At 70.8% G+C, this 14,231-nt stretch carries 16 protein-coding genes and 1 pseudogene; 7 read left to right on the top strand and 10 right to left on the bottom strand.

The window, feature by feature from the left end; translation table 11 throughout:
• The 7 genes from DT057_RS13475 to DT057_RS13445 all read left to right on the top strand — a co-directional run.
• On the top strand, window positions 1-595 hold a 595-nt coding region (locus tag DT057_RS13475; protein ID WP_162501396.1), incomplete at its 5' end, for an SRPBCC family protein.
• A gap of 30 nt (window positions 596-625) precedes the next feature.
• Complete coding sequence (locus tag DT057_RS13470; RefSeq protein WP_128562617.1) at window positions 626-1,774, top strand: ABC transporter substrate-binding protein; 1,149 nt, start codon at window positions 626-628, stop codon at window positions 1,772-1,774.
• 21 nt (window positions 1,775-1,795) lie between these two features.
• Window positions 1,796-2,668: a branched-chain amino acid ABC transporter permease gene (locus tag DT057_RS13465; protein WP_128562616.1), complete on the top strand. Its 873-nt coding sequence runs from the start codon at window positions 1,796-1,798 to the stop codon at window positions 2,666-2,668.
• Window positions 2,665-3,705, top strand: coding sequence for a branched-chain amino acid ABC transporter permease (locus DT057_RS13460; protein ID WP_128562615.1), 1,041 nt, complete (start codon window positions 2,665-2,667; stop codon window positions 3,703-3,705). Before DT057_RS13465 ends, DT057_RS13460 begins: the two co-directional genes overlap by 4 nt.
• Window positions 3,702-4,520, top strand: coding sequence for an ABC transporter ATP-binding protein (locus tag DT057_RS13455; RefSeq protein ID WP_128562614.1), 819 nt, complete (start codon window positions 3,702-3,704; stop codon window positions 4,518-4,520). Before DT057_RS13460 ends, DT057_RS13455 begins: the two co-directional genes overlap by 4 nt.
• Window positions 4,513-5,217: an ABC transporter ATP-binding protein gene (locus tag DT057_RS13450; protein ID WP_128562613.1), complete on the top strand. Its 705-nt coding sequence runs from the start codon at window positions 4,513-4,515 to the stop codon at window positions 5,215-5,217. Before DT057_RS13455 ends, DT057_RS13450 begins: the two co-directional genes overlap by 8 nt.
• Before the next feature lie 8 nt (window positions 5,218-5,225).
• Entirely contained in the window at window positions 5,226-5,579 is a 354-nt protein-coding gene (locus DT057_RS13445) for a Rieske (2Fe-2S) protein (protein WP_128562612.1), read from the top strand.
• Between the two features lie 174 nt (window positions 5,580-5,753).
• Here DT057_RS13445 and DT057_RS13440 read toward each other — a convergent pair whose 3' ends face one another.
• From DT057_RS13440 to DT057_RS13395, 10 genes and pseudogenes are all read right to left on the bottom strand, one after another.
• On the bottom strand, window positions 5,754-6,359 hold the full coding sequence (locus tag DT057_RS13440; RefSeq protein ID WP_128562611.1) for an urea amidolyase associated protein UAAP2: 606 nt from the start codon (window positions 6,357-6,359) through the stop codon (window positions 5,754-5,756).
• Between the two features lie 11 nt (window positions 6,360-6,370).
• Entirely contained in the window at window positions 6,371-7,165 is a 795-nt protein-coding gene (locus DT057_RS13435; protein WP_128562610.1) for an urea amidolyase associated protein UAAP1, read from the bottom strand.
• An 11-nt stretch (window positions 7,166-7,176) separates the two neighbouring features.
• Entirely contained in the window at window positions 7,177-7,773 is a 597-nt protein-coding gene (locus tag DT057_RS13430) for a DUF1989 domain-containing protein (RefSeq protein WP_128562609.1), read from the bottom strand.
• A 3-nt stretch (window positions 7,774-7,776) separates the two neighbouring features.
• The gene (locus DT057_RS13425) at window positions 7,777-8,169 is read right to left on the bottom strand and encodes a RidA family protein (RefSeq protein ID WP_128562608.1); all 393 of its coding nucleotides are present in this window, start codon (window positions 8,167-8,169) and stop codon (window positions 7,777-7,779) included.
• Window positions 8,166-8,975 (bottom strand): amino acid ABC transporter ATP-binding protein, encoded by an 810-nt coding sequence (locus tag DT057_RS13420; protein WP_128562607.1) that lies wholly within the window; start codon window positions 8,973-8,975, stop codon window positions 8,166-8,168. Before DT057_RS13420 ends, DT057_RS13425 begins: the two co-directional genes overlap by 4 nt.
• Window positions 8,972-9,628, bottom strand: a complete 657-nt coding sequence (locus DT057_RS13415) for an amino acid ABC transporter permease (protein ID WP_128562606.1) — start codon at window positions 9,626-9,628, stop codon at window positions 8,972-8,974. The genes DT057_RS13420 and DT057_RS13415 overlap by 4 nt, the downstream gene beginning before the upstream one ends.
• The gene (locus DT057_RS13410; protein ID WP_128562605.1) at window positions 9,625-10,272 is read right to left on the bottom strand and encodes an ABC transporter permease subunit; all 648 of its coding nucleotides are present in this window, start codon (window positions 10,270-10,272) and stop codon (window positions 9,625-9,627) included. The genes DT057_RS13415 and DT057_RS13410 overlap by 4 nt, the downstream gene beginning before the upstream one ends.
• Before the next feature lie 6 nt (window positions 10,273-10,278).
• Window positions 10,279-11,133, bottom strand: coding sequence for a transporter substrate-binding domain-containing protein (locus DT057_RS13405; protein ID WP_128562604.1), 855 nt, complete (start codon window positions 11,131-11,133; stop codon window positions 10,279-10,281).
• Window positions 11,134-11,157: 24 nt separating this feature from the next.
• Window positions 11,158-11,991 (bottom strand): nitroreductase family protein, encoded by an 834-nt coding sequence (locus DT057_RS13400; protein ID WP_238313566.1) that lies wholly within the window; start codon window positions 11,989-11,991, stop codon window positions 11,158-11,160.
• 862 nt (window positions 11,992-12,853) lie between these two features.
• A pseudogene (locus DT057_RS13395) lies at window positions 12,854-14,188 on the bottom strand (IS701 family transposase); the annotation flags it as partial.
• Between the last annotated feature and the right edge of the window lie 43 nt (window positions 14,189-14,231).

The raw sequence follows: 14,231 nt of genomic DNA, 5'->3' as shown, positions 1-14,231 counted from the left end.
GGCCGGGGCCGCGCCCGCCGTGGCGGATCTTCCGGAGACCTTCCGTCCCGCGCATCGTTTCGCGCAGACGATCGACCTCGCCCATCCGCCGGAGGCGGTGTTCGCGGTCCTCGGCGACATCGAGGCGGTGGCCGCCTGCCTGCCGGGCGCCGTGCTCAGCGGCCGGCCCGATCCCGACACGCTGGAGGGCGGGCTGCAGGTGCGGATCGGGCCGATCGGCGCCACGTTTCGGGGCCGCGCCCGGCTCTGGCGGGACGAGGCTGCCCGCACCGGCCGGGTGCGCGGCGCGGGCAGCGATGCGGGCGGGCGCTCCGCCACCGAGGGCGAGATCCGCTACCGGGTCGAGCCCGGGGCGGAGCCGGGCACCGCGCGGGTCGTCCTCGACATCGGCTACACCCTGACAGGGCCGCTGGCGCAGTTCGGCCGGCCCGGCCTCGTGCGTGACCTCGCAGGCCGCATCGCGGCCGAGTTCGCCCGCAACCTCGACGCGCGGCTCTCCGGCGCCGCGCGTGCCGCGCCCGCCGGCCTCAACCCCCTCCGCCTGCTCCTCGACCTGATCCGCGCGCGCCTCGCCGCGTGGCTCGGCCGCGCCTGAACCCTGTCCTCGCCCCCACCGGAGATCTTCATGTCGAGCAGGTTCACCCTCACCACCGCGATCGTGCTGGCGCTCGCGGCGACCGGCGCTCTCGCGGACTCGATCCGAATCGGCGTCAACGAGCCGCTCACCGGCGCCTTCGCGGCGTCGGGCACCTACGTGGTGAACGGCGCCAAGATCGCCGCTGACGAGATCAACGCGAAGGGCGGCGTGCTCGGGAAGAAACTCGAACTCGTGATCGAGGACAACAAGAGCAACCCGACCGAGGCCGCCGCCGTGGCCGAGAAGCTCATCACCAGCGACAAGACGCCGGTGATGATGGGCGCCTGGGGGTCGAGCCTGACGCTCGCAGTGATGCCGAAGCTCGTCGACTACGAGACGCCGATGCTGGTGGAGACATCCTCCTCGGGCAAGATCACCACCTCCGGCAACCCGTTCGTGTTCCGCATCTCGCCGCCCTCGGCGCTGGAGGCCGAGAACTTCGCCCCGATGGTGTCGCGGCTCGGGATCAAGAAGGTCGACTTCCTGGTCCTCAACAACGACTTCGGCCGCGGCGCCGCGACCGACTTCGGCAAGATGCTGAAGGAGAAGGGTGTCCAGGTCGGCCTCGTCGAGACCATGGACCAGGCCGCGCAGGACATGAGCGCCCAGCTCGCCAAGCTGAAAGCCTCCGACAGCGACACGATCATGATCACGAGTGCCGTCGACCAGCTCGTGCTGCTGTTCAAGCAGATGGCGGCGCTCGGCCTCAAGAAGCGCGTCATCACCACGGGCGGCTCGCAGAACCCCGACCAGATCATCGCCCAGGCCGGGGCCGCCGCCGAAGGCACCATGCACCTGACCACCTTCCTGCCATGGCTGCCGGAGAAGACCCCGAACCCGAAGGCGACCGAGTACTTCATCGGCGAGTGGAAGAAGCGCGGCTTCGCCTTCGCGGGCGTCACCGAGAGCTTTCGCGGCTACGATGGCATCCGCGCCATCGCGCAGGCCATCGAGAAGGCCGGCTCGGCCGAGCCCGCCGCGATCACCAAGGCGTTCTGGTCCGTCGACTTCACCGGCCTGAACGGCCCGATCCGCTTCGCGAAGTCCGGCCCCGCCGGCAAGGAGAGCGGCCAGAGCAGGCCCGACGTCTACATCATCGAGATCAAGGACGGCCGCGTCGTCCAGCCGACCCTCTGAACGCCGAGATGGGCCGGTTTCATGGACCAGCTGCTTCAGCACCTCGTCAACACGCTGATCCTGGGCGGGACCTACGCGCTCCTCGGGGTCGGGCTGACCCTGATCTTCGGGATCATGAACGTCGTGAACTTCACCCACGGCGCGCTCTACACGGTCGGCGCCTACCTGATGTACCTCGCGGTGGCGGCGCTGGGTCTGAACTTCTTCCTGGCGCTGCCGGTCGCGATCGCGGGCGGGCTCGCGCTCGGCGCCGTGATCGAGGTCCTGCTGCTCCGGCCGCTGCGGGGCCAGGACATCGACACCACCATGCTGGTGATGATCGGGGCCGGCATTGTCCTGCAATCGAGCACGCTGTGGACCTTCGGCGGTGTCGCCAAGGCGGTGCCCTCGCCCTTCCCGCAGGCGCCGCTGCAGCTCGGGCCGGTCTCGGTCTCGTGGCTGAGCCTGTTCGTGCTGGCGGGTGCGCTCCTCCTCATCGGGCTCACCTACGCGCTGATCAACCGCACGAAGCTCGGCCTCGCCATGCGCGCCGCCTTCCAGGATGCCGACACGGCGGCGCTGATGGGCGTCGACGTGCGAGGCATCTACACCGCGACCTTCGCGCTCGGCTCCTCGCTCGCCGCCGCCGCCGGGGCGCTGCTCGGCCCGGTCTACGTGGTGTTCCCGCAGATGGGGCAACTCGCCGAGCTGAAGGCCTTCGCCATCGTCATCATGGGCGGCCTCGGCAACGTCACCGGGGCGGCGATCGGCGGCTTCCTCCTGGCGCTCGCGGAGGAATTCGGGGCCGGCTACGTTTCCTCGGGCTACCGGGACGCGATGGGCTTCCTGATCATCATCGCGGTCCTGCTCTGGCGCCCGACCGGCCTGTTCGCGAAGGCGGAGCGCATCGGATGACCCGGCTGCTCCCCGTCCTCCTCCTGGCGGCGCTCGCCGCGCTGCCGCTCGCCCTCGGCACCGAGCCCTACCTCCTCAACGCGCTGATCACGACGGGCATCCTGACGATCGGGGCGATGAGCCTGAACCTGCTCCTCGGCTATACCGGGCAGCTCAGCCTCGGCCACATCGCCTTCTTCGGCATCGGCGCCTACGTCAGTGCGCTCACCAGCCTCGGTTTCGACGTGGAGATCGGCTTCGGCTACCGGGTCGCGCACGAGCCCTGGCCGGCGGCGACCGGCTTCCTCCTCGCGGTCGCGGCGGCAGGGGCCTGCGGCTGGCTGATCGGGCGGCTCTCGTTCCGGGTGCGCGGCGCCTACTTCGTGATCGTGACGATCTCCTTCGCGGAGGTGGTGCGGCTCGTGGCCCTCAACTGGGTGGAGCTGACGCAGGGACCGCTGGCGCTCACCGGCATTCCGGCCTTCACCTTCGGGCTGCCGGGCCTCGGCTCCTGGACGCTGAGGACCAAGCTCCAGAACTACTACCTCGTGCTCGGCGTCGGCACGCTCTGCTACGCGCTCATCGCCCGGATGGTGCGCTCGCGCTTCGGCCGGGCGATGCGCGGGCTCAAGGAGAACGAGCCGCTGGCGCTGTCGGTGGGCATCAACGCCACCCGCACGCTCACCGTCGCGGCGGTGGTCTCGGCCGCGATGGCGGGGGCGGCAGGTAGCCTCTACGCGCATTACCTGCGGATCATCGACCCCGACGTGTTCCTGTTCGCCACCACCGTGACGATGGTCATCATGGTGGTGGGCGGCGGCAAGGGCACGCTGATGGGCCCGGTGGTGGGGGGCCTGATCTTCGGCCTGCTGCCGGTGGCGCTGCGCCCCGTCATGGCGCCGGAGGCGCAGTGGATCGTCTACGGGATCGTGCTGATCCTGATCCTGTTCCTGATGCCCCGCGGCATCGTCCCGGGGGCCGCCGCGCTCCTGGCGCGCGGCAGGGCGCCCCGCGCCGGAAATACGATCCTGAAGTCCCGCCCGGCGGTGCAACGATGAGCGCGGCGATCCTCTCGGTCGCGCATGTCGGCGTGCGCTTCGGCGGCCTCGTCGCCATCGCCGACCTGCACTTCGACGTGGCGCAGGGCGAGATCGTCAGCCTGATCGGCCCCAACGGCGCGGGCAAGACCACAGCCTTCAACGTGATGACGGGCTTCCTCAAGCCCAGCCAGGGCGAGGTGCGCTTCCGCGGCACGAGCCTGACCGGCCTGCAGCCGCACGAGATCACCCGGCTCGGCCTCTCACGCACCTTCCAGCGCACCAGCGTCTTCCCGGACGATACGGTGTTCGAGAACGTGATGATCGGTCTGCACCGGCAGGGCGGCGGCATGAGCCGGACGCTTCTCCTCGACGCGCTGCTGGCGCGGACCCGCGCGAGCGAGCGGGCGCTGCGCGAGCGCGCCGAGGCCCTTCTCGACTGGGTCGGCCTCGCGGGGCGCGCGGGGGAGAAGGCCGGGGCGCTGGCTTACGGCGAGCAGCGCCTCGTCGGCGTGGCGCTGGCGCTCGCCACCGAGCCCGCCATGCTCCTCCTCGACGAGCCCGTCTCCGGCATGAACGCCTCGGAGACCCGGATCTTCGTGCGGCTGATCCGCCAGATCCGCGAGCGCGGCATCACGGTCCTGCTCGTCGAGCACGACATGCCGATGGTCATGGAGGTCTCGGACCGCATCGTCGTCCTGAACCACGGCCGCCTGATCGCCGAGGGACGGCCCGAGGCGATCCGCAGCGACCCGGCGGTGATCGAGGCCTATCTGGGCCAGGGCAGCGCCGCGCGAAGGGCCGCGGCGGGCGCGCGGGAGGTCGCCCATGCTTGAGATCCGCGACCTCGTCTGCGGCTACGGCCACGGCACCGCCCTCAAGGGGCTCAGCATCGAGGTGAAGGAGGGGCAGCTCGTCGCCCTCGTCGGGGCGAACGGCGCCGGCAAGTCGACGACGCTGCGAGCGATCTCCGGCCTCGTGCCGCCCCGCTCCGGCGTGATCCGCTTTTCGGGCCGCGACATCACCGGCGCCGAGCCGCGCCGCATCCTGGCGCACGGCATCGCCCACTGCCCGGAGGGGCGGCGCGTCTTTCCGCAGATGAGCGTGGCCGAGAACCTCGCGATGGGCGCCTATCTCCGCCGCGATCGCCCGGGCGTCGCCGCCGATCTCGACCGCATCTACGGCGAGTTCCCGAGGCTCGCCGAGCGGCGGCACCAGGCGGCCGGCACTCTGTCGGGGGGCGAGCAGCAGATGCTGGCGATCGGCCGCGCCCTGATGGCCCGCCCAAGGCTCGTGCTGTTCGACGAGCCGTCGCTGGGGCTCGCCCCCACCATCGTCGAGCGGATGTTCGCGGTCATCCGGGCGATCCGCACCGCCGGCACCACGGTGCTGCTCGTCGAGCAGAACGCCTTCGCGGCCCTCGAACTCTGCGACCACGCCTACCTGCTCGAAACCGGCCGCGTCGTGCGCGCGGGCACGGGCTCCGCCCTGATCGCGGATCCGCACGTCCGCGAAGCCTACCTGGGCGGCTGAGGTCCGCGATGCCCTCAAGCCGTGACGTGGCCGGCGCGGACCGGTGGACCCGCGTCTGCCGGCTCGATGAGGTCGAGGCACGCGCGGTCGTTCCGGTCCGCGTGCGCGGCCGGCATCTCGTCCTGGTGCGGGACGGCGACTGGGTCGTCGCGGCCGAGCGCGCCTGCCCTCACGAGGGCGCGGATCTCGCGCGCGGCCGGTGCGCAGACGGGCGGCTGCTCTGCCCGCATCACCGCGCCTCGTTCGACCTGCGGGACGGGCGGGTCTCAGCCGGATGGGCGACGCGGCCGCTGTGCCTCTACCCGGTCGAGATCCGGGACGCCGAGATCTTCGTCGATGCGTCGGGCCTCGTGCGGTCCTGATCGCTCCCGGAGCGCCAGGAGACGCGGCGTGCCGCGCAGAGCCGGCCGGGGCCACCCGTCCGGGCATTCACGCCCCCGCGCGGCCAGCCGCTTCGGCCATCGGGTTTCAACCCGAACCCTCCTCACCCGCCTGGCACTCCACGGTGGGCTCATCGCGTCCCGAACGCCGTCCTTCTATTCCAGCACCTCCACCCGCACCGGTGTCGGGTGGAAGCCGTTGCAGGGGTTGTTGACCTGCGGGCAGTTCGAGATGACGCAGAGGAGGTCGATCTCGGCACGCAGCACGACGTGGTTGCCCGGCTGCGACACGCCGTCGACCACCGTGAAGTCGCCGCTTGGAGCGATCGGCACGTTCATGAAGAAGTTCACGTTGGCGACGATGTCGCGCTTCGACAGACCGTGCCGGGCGAGTTCGACCAGGAAGTTCTCGCGGCAGGCGTGCTGGTAGCGGGTCTCCTCGCCGAAGCGCACGGCGTTGCTCTCGCAGGAGCAGCAGCCCGCGGAGGTGTCGTGCTGCCCGCAGGAATCGGCGGTGATCGTCGCCATCACGCGCCCCTCGGACGAGATCAGCTGGCTGCCGAGCCCGAGATAGGGCGAGCCACCGATCCGCATGGTGTCCTGCGCGCTGTAGCGCTCGCCCGGGTCGGCGGCGGCGTAGAGCAGGAAGTCGACGGCCTGCTGGCCCTCGGTGTCGGTGATGCGCAGGCTCTGCCCGGCGCGCAGCAGGCGCGACCACGGGGCCTCGGCCGGGATGACGGCGTCGTAGAGGGCGGCGCTCATGACGGGGCTCCTCAGGCGTGGAGGCGGTCGGTGTGCGCGAAGGCGCGGGCCGCCTCCGGGCCGGCGCTGCGGCAGGGATCGTGTGCTGCCGGCGCGGGCGCGCGGAAGCGCACGGCCTCCAGCGGCCCCGGCGGGACGGTCTCGGGATCGAGCGGGTGACGGCAGTTCGACACGGCGACGAGCAGGTCCATCTCGGCGCGCAGGTCGACGAAGTCGCCCGCGGAGCGCCGCGTCCCGTCCCAGACGAAGCGACCGTCCGCCCCGACCGAGACCGGCGCGAAGAAGGTCACGCAGGGCGGGATGTCGCGCTTGGTCAAGCCGAGCTTGCCGACCGCGGCCAGGAAGTTGCCGCGGGTGGTGCGCCCCTCTTCGAGGCCCGCGTCCCCGCGTGAGCCGCCGACGAGGGCGTCGTGCGCGCCGCTCGTGTCCTCGATCAGCGAGAGCATCACCCGGCCCATGTCGGAGAGGAGGATGCGCCCGCGCCGGAGCGCGGCGCTCCACTGCACCTTCACGGTGTCGGCGGCGTTCAGGCGCTCGGACGGGTCGTCCCGCCGCCACGCGATCAGCGCCGCGGCCGCGTCGCCGCCCGGCGTGCGCAGGCGCAGGGCCTCGCCGCGGCGCAAGGCCGTGGTCCAGTACCAGCCGCCGGGCACGGTCTCATGGTGGATCACGGCCCCGTCCGGGATCGGGGCGCCGGACCGGTCGGTCGGGGGCGGCAGGGCCTTCGGGGCGGCCTCCTGCCCGCCCGCGCGCAGTGCCTCATAGCGGGCGCGGTTCCGCGCGATCACGGCCTCGGCGTCACTCACGGCAGCCCTCCTCACGCGATGCGGAAATGCGCCTCGACCGGGCGGCCGGCGGCGCCGTTGATCGGCAGGATGTCCTGCGGGCAGGCCGAGAAGGCGATCACGAGCTCCATCTCGGCGCGTAGCGCAACGTGGCCGCCCGGCACCGGCTTCGGGGGTGAGGCGAATGCCAGCGTCCCGTCCGGGCTCCAGGGGATGTTCATGAACAGGTTGAGGGGGCTCGGCACGTTGGGCGGGACGAGGCCGAGTTCGGCCATCCCCTGCGCGAGGTTGTCGGTGCAGTTATCGTGATGCCCCTCATGGCCGAGGAAGGCGTAACGGTGGCGGTCGCAGGCCGCGATCAGGGTGTCGTGCACGCCGCCCGAGGTGTCCTCCAGCCATGTCAGGATCGGCCGGCGGCGGTTGGTGCGCATCACGTCGCCAGGGCGCGGCACGAGGCGGAGCGTGTGCGCCCGGCTGTGCTCCATCGACATGAACTCGGTCAGGTCCGCCCGGTTGAAGGCCCAGGTATCGACCACCTGCTCGCCGTGGGTGTTGACCACCGTGACGACTTGGCCCTGCGCCACGAAGGCCGCCTTGCCCTTCCGGGCCGGGATGGTGAGGAGGTCCAAGGCTCAGCTCCGGGCCGCGATCAGGTCGATCTCGACGATGCCGCCGCGGGCGAGATGCGTGACCCCGACGGTGGTGCGGCCGGGGAGTTTGCCGGGCGCGAAGTAAGTCTCGTAGAGCGCGTTCATCGCCGCGTAGTCGCGCACGAAATCCGTGAGGAAGATCCGCACGAAAACCACGTCCGGAAAGCCGAGGCCGACGCCTGCAAGCACCCGGCGCAGGTTGTCCATGACCTTGCGCGTCTGCTCCTCGATGCCCTCGGGGAGCGCGGTCGCGTCGTCGTCCGGGTCGGTGGCGAGTTGGCCGGTGACGAACACGAAGCCGTTCGCCTCGACGGCGTGACTGTAGGGTGCGACGGGCTTCGGCGCGTCCGGCATCAGGTGGAAGATCGGACTCATCGGGTCTCTCCGGCGGAGGCGGGCGCGTAGCGGGCGAGGAACTGGCGCGCCCGCTCGGTCCGCGGCGCGGTGAAGAAGGCCCCGGGCGGGGCGGCCTCGACGATGCGGCCCTTGTCGAGGAAGACGACCCGGCTCGCGGCCTCGCGGGCGAAGCCCATCTCGTGGGTGACGACCACCATCGTCATGCCGTCGCGGGCAAGATCACGCATTACGCGCAGCACTTCGCCGACAAGCTCGGGGTCGAGCGCCGAGGTCGGCTCGTCGAAGAGCAGCAGGTCGGGCCGCATCGCGAGCGCGCGGGCGATGCCGACGCGCTGCTTCTGCCCGCCCGAGAGCCGGGCCGGGAAGGCGTCGCGCTTCTCCGACAGGCCGACCTTGGCGAGCAGCGCCTCCGCGGTCTCGCGCGCCTCGGCCTTCGGCGCCCGCAGCACCTGGACCGGTCCCTCCATCACGTTCTGGATCACCGTCAGGTGCGGCCAGAGCGCGAAGTGCTGGAACACCATGCCGATGCGGGCGCGGAGGCGCGACAGCTCGCGGTCGCCCATCACCACGCCGCCCGCTGTCACGCCGACGCGGTCCCCTCTCAGCAGCACCTGGCCGGCGTCCGGGCGCTCCAGCCAGTTCACGCAGCGCAGGAGCGTCGACTTGCCCGAGCCCGACGGGCCGAGCAGGCACACGGTCTCGCCGCGATGGACCCCCAGGCTCACGTCCTGGAGCACGGTCAGCGGGCCGAAGCGCTTCGAGAGCCCGACGATCTCCAGCGTCGGACGTCCCGGCGTGGTGTCGATGTCCGGCATCGCCCTCATCGCCGCGCCTCCGCGAGCCGGCCGACGCGGGCGACGCCCGCCTCGACGATCAGGCAGAGCGCCCAGTAGAGCAGCACCGCCGACAGGAATGCCGCGAAGGGGACGTAGCGGCGCGACTGGATCGAACTCGCCGCGTGGGTGAGTTCGGGGAGCGCGATGATGGTCAGGAAGGCGCTGTCCTTGATGATCTGGATCACTTGGTTGCCGAGCACCGGGCCGGCGGCGAGGAGGAGCAGCGGCAGGACGAGGCGGCGGAAGTGCCGCCACCCGTAGAGCCCGAAGGCGTGGCCGGCCTCGATCGGCTCGCGCGGCAGCGCCGCCCAGGCGCCGCGCAGGATCTCCGCCATGTAGGCGGCATGGTAGAGGCCGAGCGCCGCGAGGCCCGAACTCCAGTTGTCGAGGCTCACACCCAGCGAGGGCAGGCCGTAATAGACGAGGTAGGCGAAGAGCAGGAACGGCACGCAGCGCAAGGCATCGACTGCGGCTTGCGCCGCTTTGCGCAGGAGTGGAAGGCGGGCAGCGAGGACGGGGGCGAGCAGTGCGCCGAGCGCGGCGGCGATCAGCGCGCCGACGATCGAGAGCAGCACCGTGTTGGCGAGCCCCTGCGCGAGGAGCCCGCGCTCCTCCCAGACGATGCCGAAGTCGCGGATCACGCGGCGGCCTCCCTGCGCGCGTGGCGGCGCTCGACGGCGCGCTGGAGCGCCACGAAGGCGAAGACGATGGGGGCGTAGACCGCGACAGCCAGCAGGAAGGGCGGTAGCGGCTCGAAGCTCTCTGCCCCGATGCGCACCGCCGCGCGGGTGATGTCGACGACGCCCACGACGGCGAGCACCGGCGTGACCTTGATCAGGAGGGACATCTCGTTGAAGAGGCCGGGCAGGCTCGCGCGGGCGATCTGCGGGAGCACGATGCGCCGGAAGCGGGTGAGCGCCGGCATGCCGACCGCCTGCGCCGCCTCGTACTGCTCGCGGGGAAAGTTCATCAGGGCCGCCCGCCAGACCTCGCAGTTGAAGGCCGCCGTGTTCATCACCAGGGCCAGGATGGCGGCCGGCACCGGCCCGAGGGGCAGGCCGAGTTCCGGCAGGGCGAAGAACAGGAGCAGGAGCAGGGTCACGAGCGGCGTCGCCCGCAGCAGGCTGACGTAGACGGCCACGACCTGCGCCAGCCCCGGCAGCCGCGCCCAACGGATCACTGCCAGCCCGAGGCCGAGCGGCAGCCCGATCAGGATGCCGAGGCACGACAGCGTCAGCGTCGTGACGGCGCCCCGCAGGATGGCCAGGACGTCGAGCCAGCTCATGCGGACCTAGAACTCCGGGTTCCACGTCACCGGCAGGTCGCGGAATTCTTCCCCGAAGTACTTCCTCTGCAGAGCGTAGAAAGTGCCGTTGGCCTTCTGCCTGGCGATGAACTCGTTGAGGAAGGCGAGGAGTTCGGTGTTGCCTTTCTTGACCGCCCAGGCCGGGAAGGATTTGCCGGAGACGGGCTGGCCGACCTCGAACACCTTCGGTTTCTCGGTCACCAAGGCCTTGAGGTTGATGATCGTGTTGACGACGCAATCGGTGCGGCCCAGCGCGAGGTCCTGGTAGGCCTCCGGGTACGAGGTGTACTCAACCACCTTGCCGAGGCTGCCGCCGTCCTTCTCCAGCATCGCCTTGAGCTCGGGCAGGCGGGCCAGCAGCGCGCTACCAGCCTGGACGCCGACCGTCTTGCCGCTGAGGTCCTTGATGCCCCTGATGCTCGCGTCGCTCTTGCGCTTGACGTAGTAGTGCGTAGCGTCCGCGATCGGGCTGGTGAAGTCGAGGGATTGCGAGCGCTCTTTGGTGATGATCGCCGCCGTGATGGCGCAGTCGTACTTGCCCGTGGCAACCCCGGCCAGGATGCCAGTCCAGGGCAGGATCTGCTGGTTGACCGGGAACCCGGCCTCCTTCTTGAGGATCGCCACGAGGTCGTTGTCGAAGCCGGCGGGCTCGCCGTCCTTGACGAACTCGAAGGGGCGGAAATCGTCCTCCGTCGCGACGATCAGGCCGCGGCGCTTGATCTCCGCCATCGTGCCCTCCGCGCGGGCGACGCCGGAGCCGGTCAGCACCAGCGCTCCCGCGAGACCCGCGAGGGCGCCGCGGCGGGTGAGGCGGGTCGGGTCGAGGCGTCGGTCCGTCATCGCGGGATCCCCTTGAGGTGCGTTTCAGTCGAGGGTGAAGCCGTGGGCGCGCAGCCAGACCGGGAAGGCCGCGCCCTCCGGCACGGCGGCTTGGCGCGCCTTGTCCTCGGACCAGCCGTAGAAGGCGGCGCGGCCGAACCGGTCGGGGGCGCGCTGCTGCTCGGGCGGGATGGCGTGGACCGCGTGGCGGCGTCGGTCGTAGGCATCGAGCGCGGGCGCGGGGTCTGCCGCGTCGTAGGCGTCGCGGTGCACCGTAAGGCTGCGCGGCAGGCGCAGGCTGACGAAGCCGGGTTTAGCCGGGTAGCCGACGCAGAGGCCCGCCACTGGAAACACCTTGTCGGGCAGGCCGATGAGCTCCGCGACCGCGTCGACCCGGTTGCGGATCACGCTGATCGGGCAGCAGCCGAGCCCCACCGCCTCCGCCGCCAGGATGAAGGTCTGCATCGCCAGCGCCGCGTCCACCGCGGCGTTGAAGAAACCCTCCAGCGTGCCGTTCGCGACCGGCTTGTCCCGCAGGGCGCCCGCCGCTTCGAGCCGGCGCGCGTCGCCCAGAAACACGAAGAAGGCCGGCGCTGCGCCGATCCACGGCATCGCCGGGAACAGGGCCGCGAGGGCGTCGCGCTTGGCAGGATCGGCGAGACGCAGGATCGAGGCCTGCTGGAAGTCCGACTTGCTCGACGCGCTGAGCGCCGCGGCGACCAGGAGGTCGAGCAGGCCCTCGTCGGGCGCACGATCCGCGTAGGCGCGCACGGTGCGGCGCGTGAGGATGCGATGCAGCGCGGCGTCGTCGGGGGCGTTCGCGCCATCTGGCCCTCCGTCGCCGAACCGGGCCGTCATCTCGTCGGTGTAGCTCGGCACGCCATCCTCTCGGCCCGACCGCTAATGCGCAGCACGCTTCGTTTCAAGCGATGCAGCTAGCGTGCCAGATGAGTGACGCGGCCGATTTGCGCGTCAGCGAGGCTCACAGCCCTTGGAACTCGGTTTCTCCTCGATCGAGGGAGTGCGCGCTGGATCGTCCCGGCCCGGGGTTGCAACAGCCCCAAAGGCCACGTCGAGAACATTTCGAGGATCTCGACCGCGATGTGCGAGTTGCCGGAAGGTCCCCTGTCGGGTGGCGAGCAGCCATTCCGCGGACCCTGAGCGAAGGTCCGGACGTGGCGCGATCCAGATCTGAAAACTCGACCGTTTCTACGCCCGCTTTGGAGATGCTGTCTAAGGCCAGTGGACGACTGGGATGGCGCGCAATGCCGAAGGTCCGCTTTCCGGCCGGGAACTAAGGTCAGCAGATGATGCTTTGCCGAACCCCCGGGTCTGAGGTCGTTCGTCATTCGCACTGGGGCGTCCGGCCAACCCCCTCGCCTGCTCGGTGACTGCGCGATCCTCAGGCGGACGCGACCAAGACGGTCGAGCGGGTGCTCGCCTGCATGGATGGGCCAGGCTCGGACAAAGACCGCCTTTGCACGGCGATAGCTTGCAGAAGGCGCTCAATCGCTTCAGTCGCCAGCGCCTGGTGATCCGGTGAGTAGGCCGCGTAGATTTCTGTAATCGTAAACCCTCGCACGCGGTGGCCGAGTTGCCCCGATCCCTCCTCGAAGGGCACGCGTTCTTTCCGCATCCAACGTGCCACCGTGTGCCGCGGGCTGTATAGGTTCACCCGCCCGTCCAGCCCCGCTTTCGCGCGGCTTGTGCCTAGTACTACAGTCGGGTTTTGTGCGGTTTGGGTTTTTTGGTTGGTCGTTTTGCCGTTCGGGTGCGTCGTCGCCAATGGGCGCGTCTGGCGCGCTGCTGATGGCGCCGTCGCCAGACTGACCAGCGCAGAACCGCGGCGGTGTCGGGAGGAGGCAGGCCGACGAGGGCGGCCAACAGGTGCCGGATCTCGGGCACGGTCAGCGGCAGCAGATCCGCGGCGAGGTCGACCGTGACCACACCCCCCGATGGCCGCCCGGCGCAGGGCGGCGAGGTAGGCGTGGGCGAGCATCGCCAGGGTGACGTGCCGGTGCCAGCCTGGATACGAGCGCACCTCGTACTGGTCGAGCCCGACCTCGCCCTTGGCCTGCTCGAAGTTGCTCTCGATGGTCCAGCGCTGGCCGGCGATCCGCACGAGGTCGGAGAGGGGCGTGCCTGTCGGTGCGTGGGTGAGAGAGAAGGTCGTCTCGTCCGGATCGGCCAGCGAGCGGCGGACCAGAAGCGCGCACTGGAAGCCGGGCGCGGCCCCGCGATAGGGGATGCAGGCCCAATCGTAGAAGCGCGGGCCCTTGGCACCGTCACCCGCGCTCAGGCGCTGCCAGACGGGCTGGGCGTCCTCGGGCCACGCATCGACCCGATCGGCAAACCACTCTGCCACCGGGCACTGGCCGAGGCGCTGCTGGGTCGTGACCGTCAGCACGTAGCCGATCCCGTGCCGCTCCGCCCAGCGCCGGATCGCGCGATCGCTCCCGTAGACGCTGTCGCCCGCGATCCAGGCAAACGGCAGCTTGGCCGCGCGCGCCCGCTCCAGCATGGCCAGACCCTGCGCCGGCTTGGTCGCGAAGGTCACGTGATCGGGCACATGCGCGGCCCGGCAGCGCGCACGGTCGTCCGTCCAGGACGTGGGCAGGTAGAGCGCCCGGTCGATCAAGGCGTGGCCGTGGCATCCGGCATAACCCAGGAACACCCCGACCTGCGCGTTCTCGATCCGCCCGGCCGTGCCGGTGTACTGCCGCTGCACGCCCGCCGACTTCGTGCCCTTCTTCAGGAAGCCGGTTTCGTCGAGCACCAGAACCGCGTTCGGATCACCCAGATGCGCGGCGACATACGCTTGCAGATCGTCGCGCATGGCGTCCGCGTCCCAGCGCACCCGGCTCAAAAACTCCTGGACCCCATCGGGCGTGGCATCGCCCGCCGCTTCCGCCAGTTGCCAGCCGTTCTTGCGCTCGACCGGCGCCAGGAGGCCGCGCAGGTAGGCCTCGGCCCGCCGACGCGGCTCGGCCCGTCTGAACCGGCCCTCGATCCGCTCCAGAACCTCATCGAAGCCCCGCGCCCACCGCGCCGCATCCGCTCCCGTGACCCGCATCATGGCTCGCCTCCGCCATGATAACGCGCAAAACCCGACTGTAGTA

It is taken from the genome of Methylobacterium crusticola, from assembly GCF_003574465.1.
Classification (GTDB): domain Bacteria; phylum Pseudomonadota; class Alphaproteobacteria; order Rhizobiales; family Beijerinckiaceae; genus Methylobacterium; species Methylobacterium crusticola.
The sequence above is the reverse complement of the archived record's forward strand: the minus strand, read 5'-3'. Positions and strand labels throughout refer to the sequence as shown.

Bases quoted from the DNA above. Each gene is read 5' to 3' on its own strand.
- DT057_RS13465 (WP_128562616.1), top strand. From the start codon at position 1,796: ATGGACCAGCTGCTTCAGCACCTCGTCAACACGCTGATCCTGGGCGGG.
- DT057_RS13440 (WP_128562611.1), bottom strand. From the start codon at position 6,359: ATGAGCGCCGCCCTCTACGACGCCGTCATCCCGGCCGAGGCCCCGTGG.
- DT057_RS13470 (WP_128562617.1), top strand. From the start codon at position 626: ATGTCGAGCAGGTTCACCCTCACCACCGCGATCGTGCTGGCGCTCGCG.
- DT057_RS13420 (WP_128562607.1), bottom strand. From the start codon at position 8,975: ATGAGGGCGATGCCGGACATCGACACCACGCCGGGACGTCCGACGCTG.
- DT057_RS13445 (WP_128562612.1), top strand. From the start codon at position 5,226: ATGCCCTCAAGCCGTGACGTGGCCGGCGCGGACCGGTGGACCCGCGTC.
- DT057_RS13405 (WP_128562604.1), bottom strand. From the start codon at position 11,133: ATGACGGACCGACGCCTCGACCCGACCCGCCTCACCCGCCGCGGCGCC.
- DT057_RS13425 (WP_128562608.1), bottom strand. From the start codon at position 8,169: ATGAGTCCGATCTTCCACCTGATGCCGGACGCGCCGAAGCCCGTCGCA.
- DT057_RS13460 (WP_128562615.1), top strand. From the start codon at position 2,665: ATGACCCGGCTGCTCCCCGTCCTCCTCCTGGCGGCGCTCGCCGCGCTG.
- DT057_RS13410 (WP_128562605.1), bottom strand. From the start codon at position 10,272: ATGAGCTGGCTCGACGTCCTGGCCATCCTGCGGGGCGCCGTCACGACG.
- DT057_RS13450 (WP_128562613.1), top strand. From the start codon at position 4,513: ATGCTTGAGATCCGCGACCTCGTCTGCGGCTACGGCCACGGCACCGCC.
- DT057_RS13455 (WP_128562614.1), top strand. From the start codon at position 3,702: ATGAGCGCGGCGATCCTCTCGGTCGCGCATGTCGGCGTGCGCTTCGGC.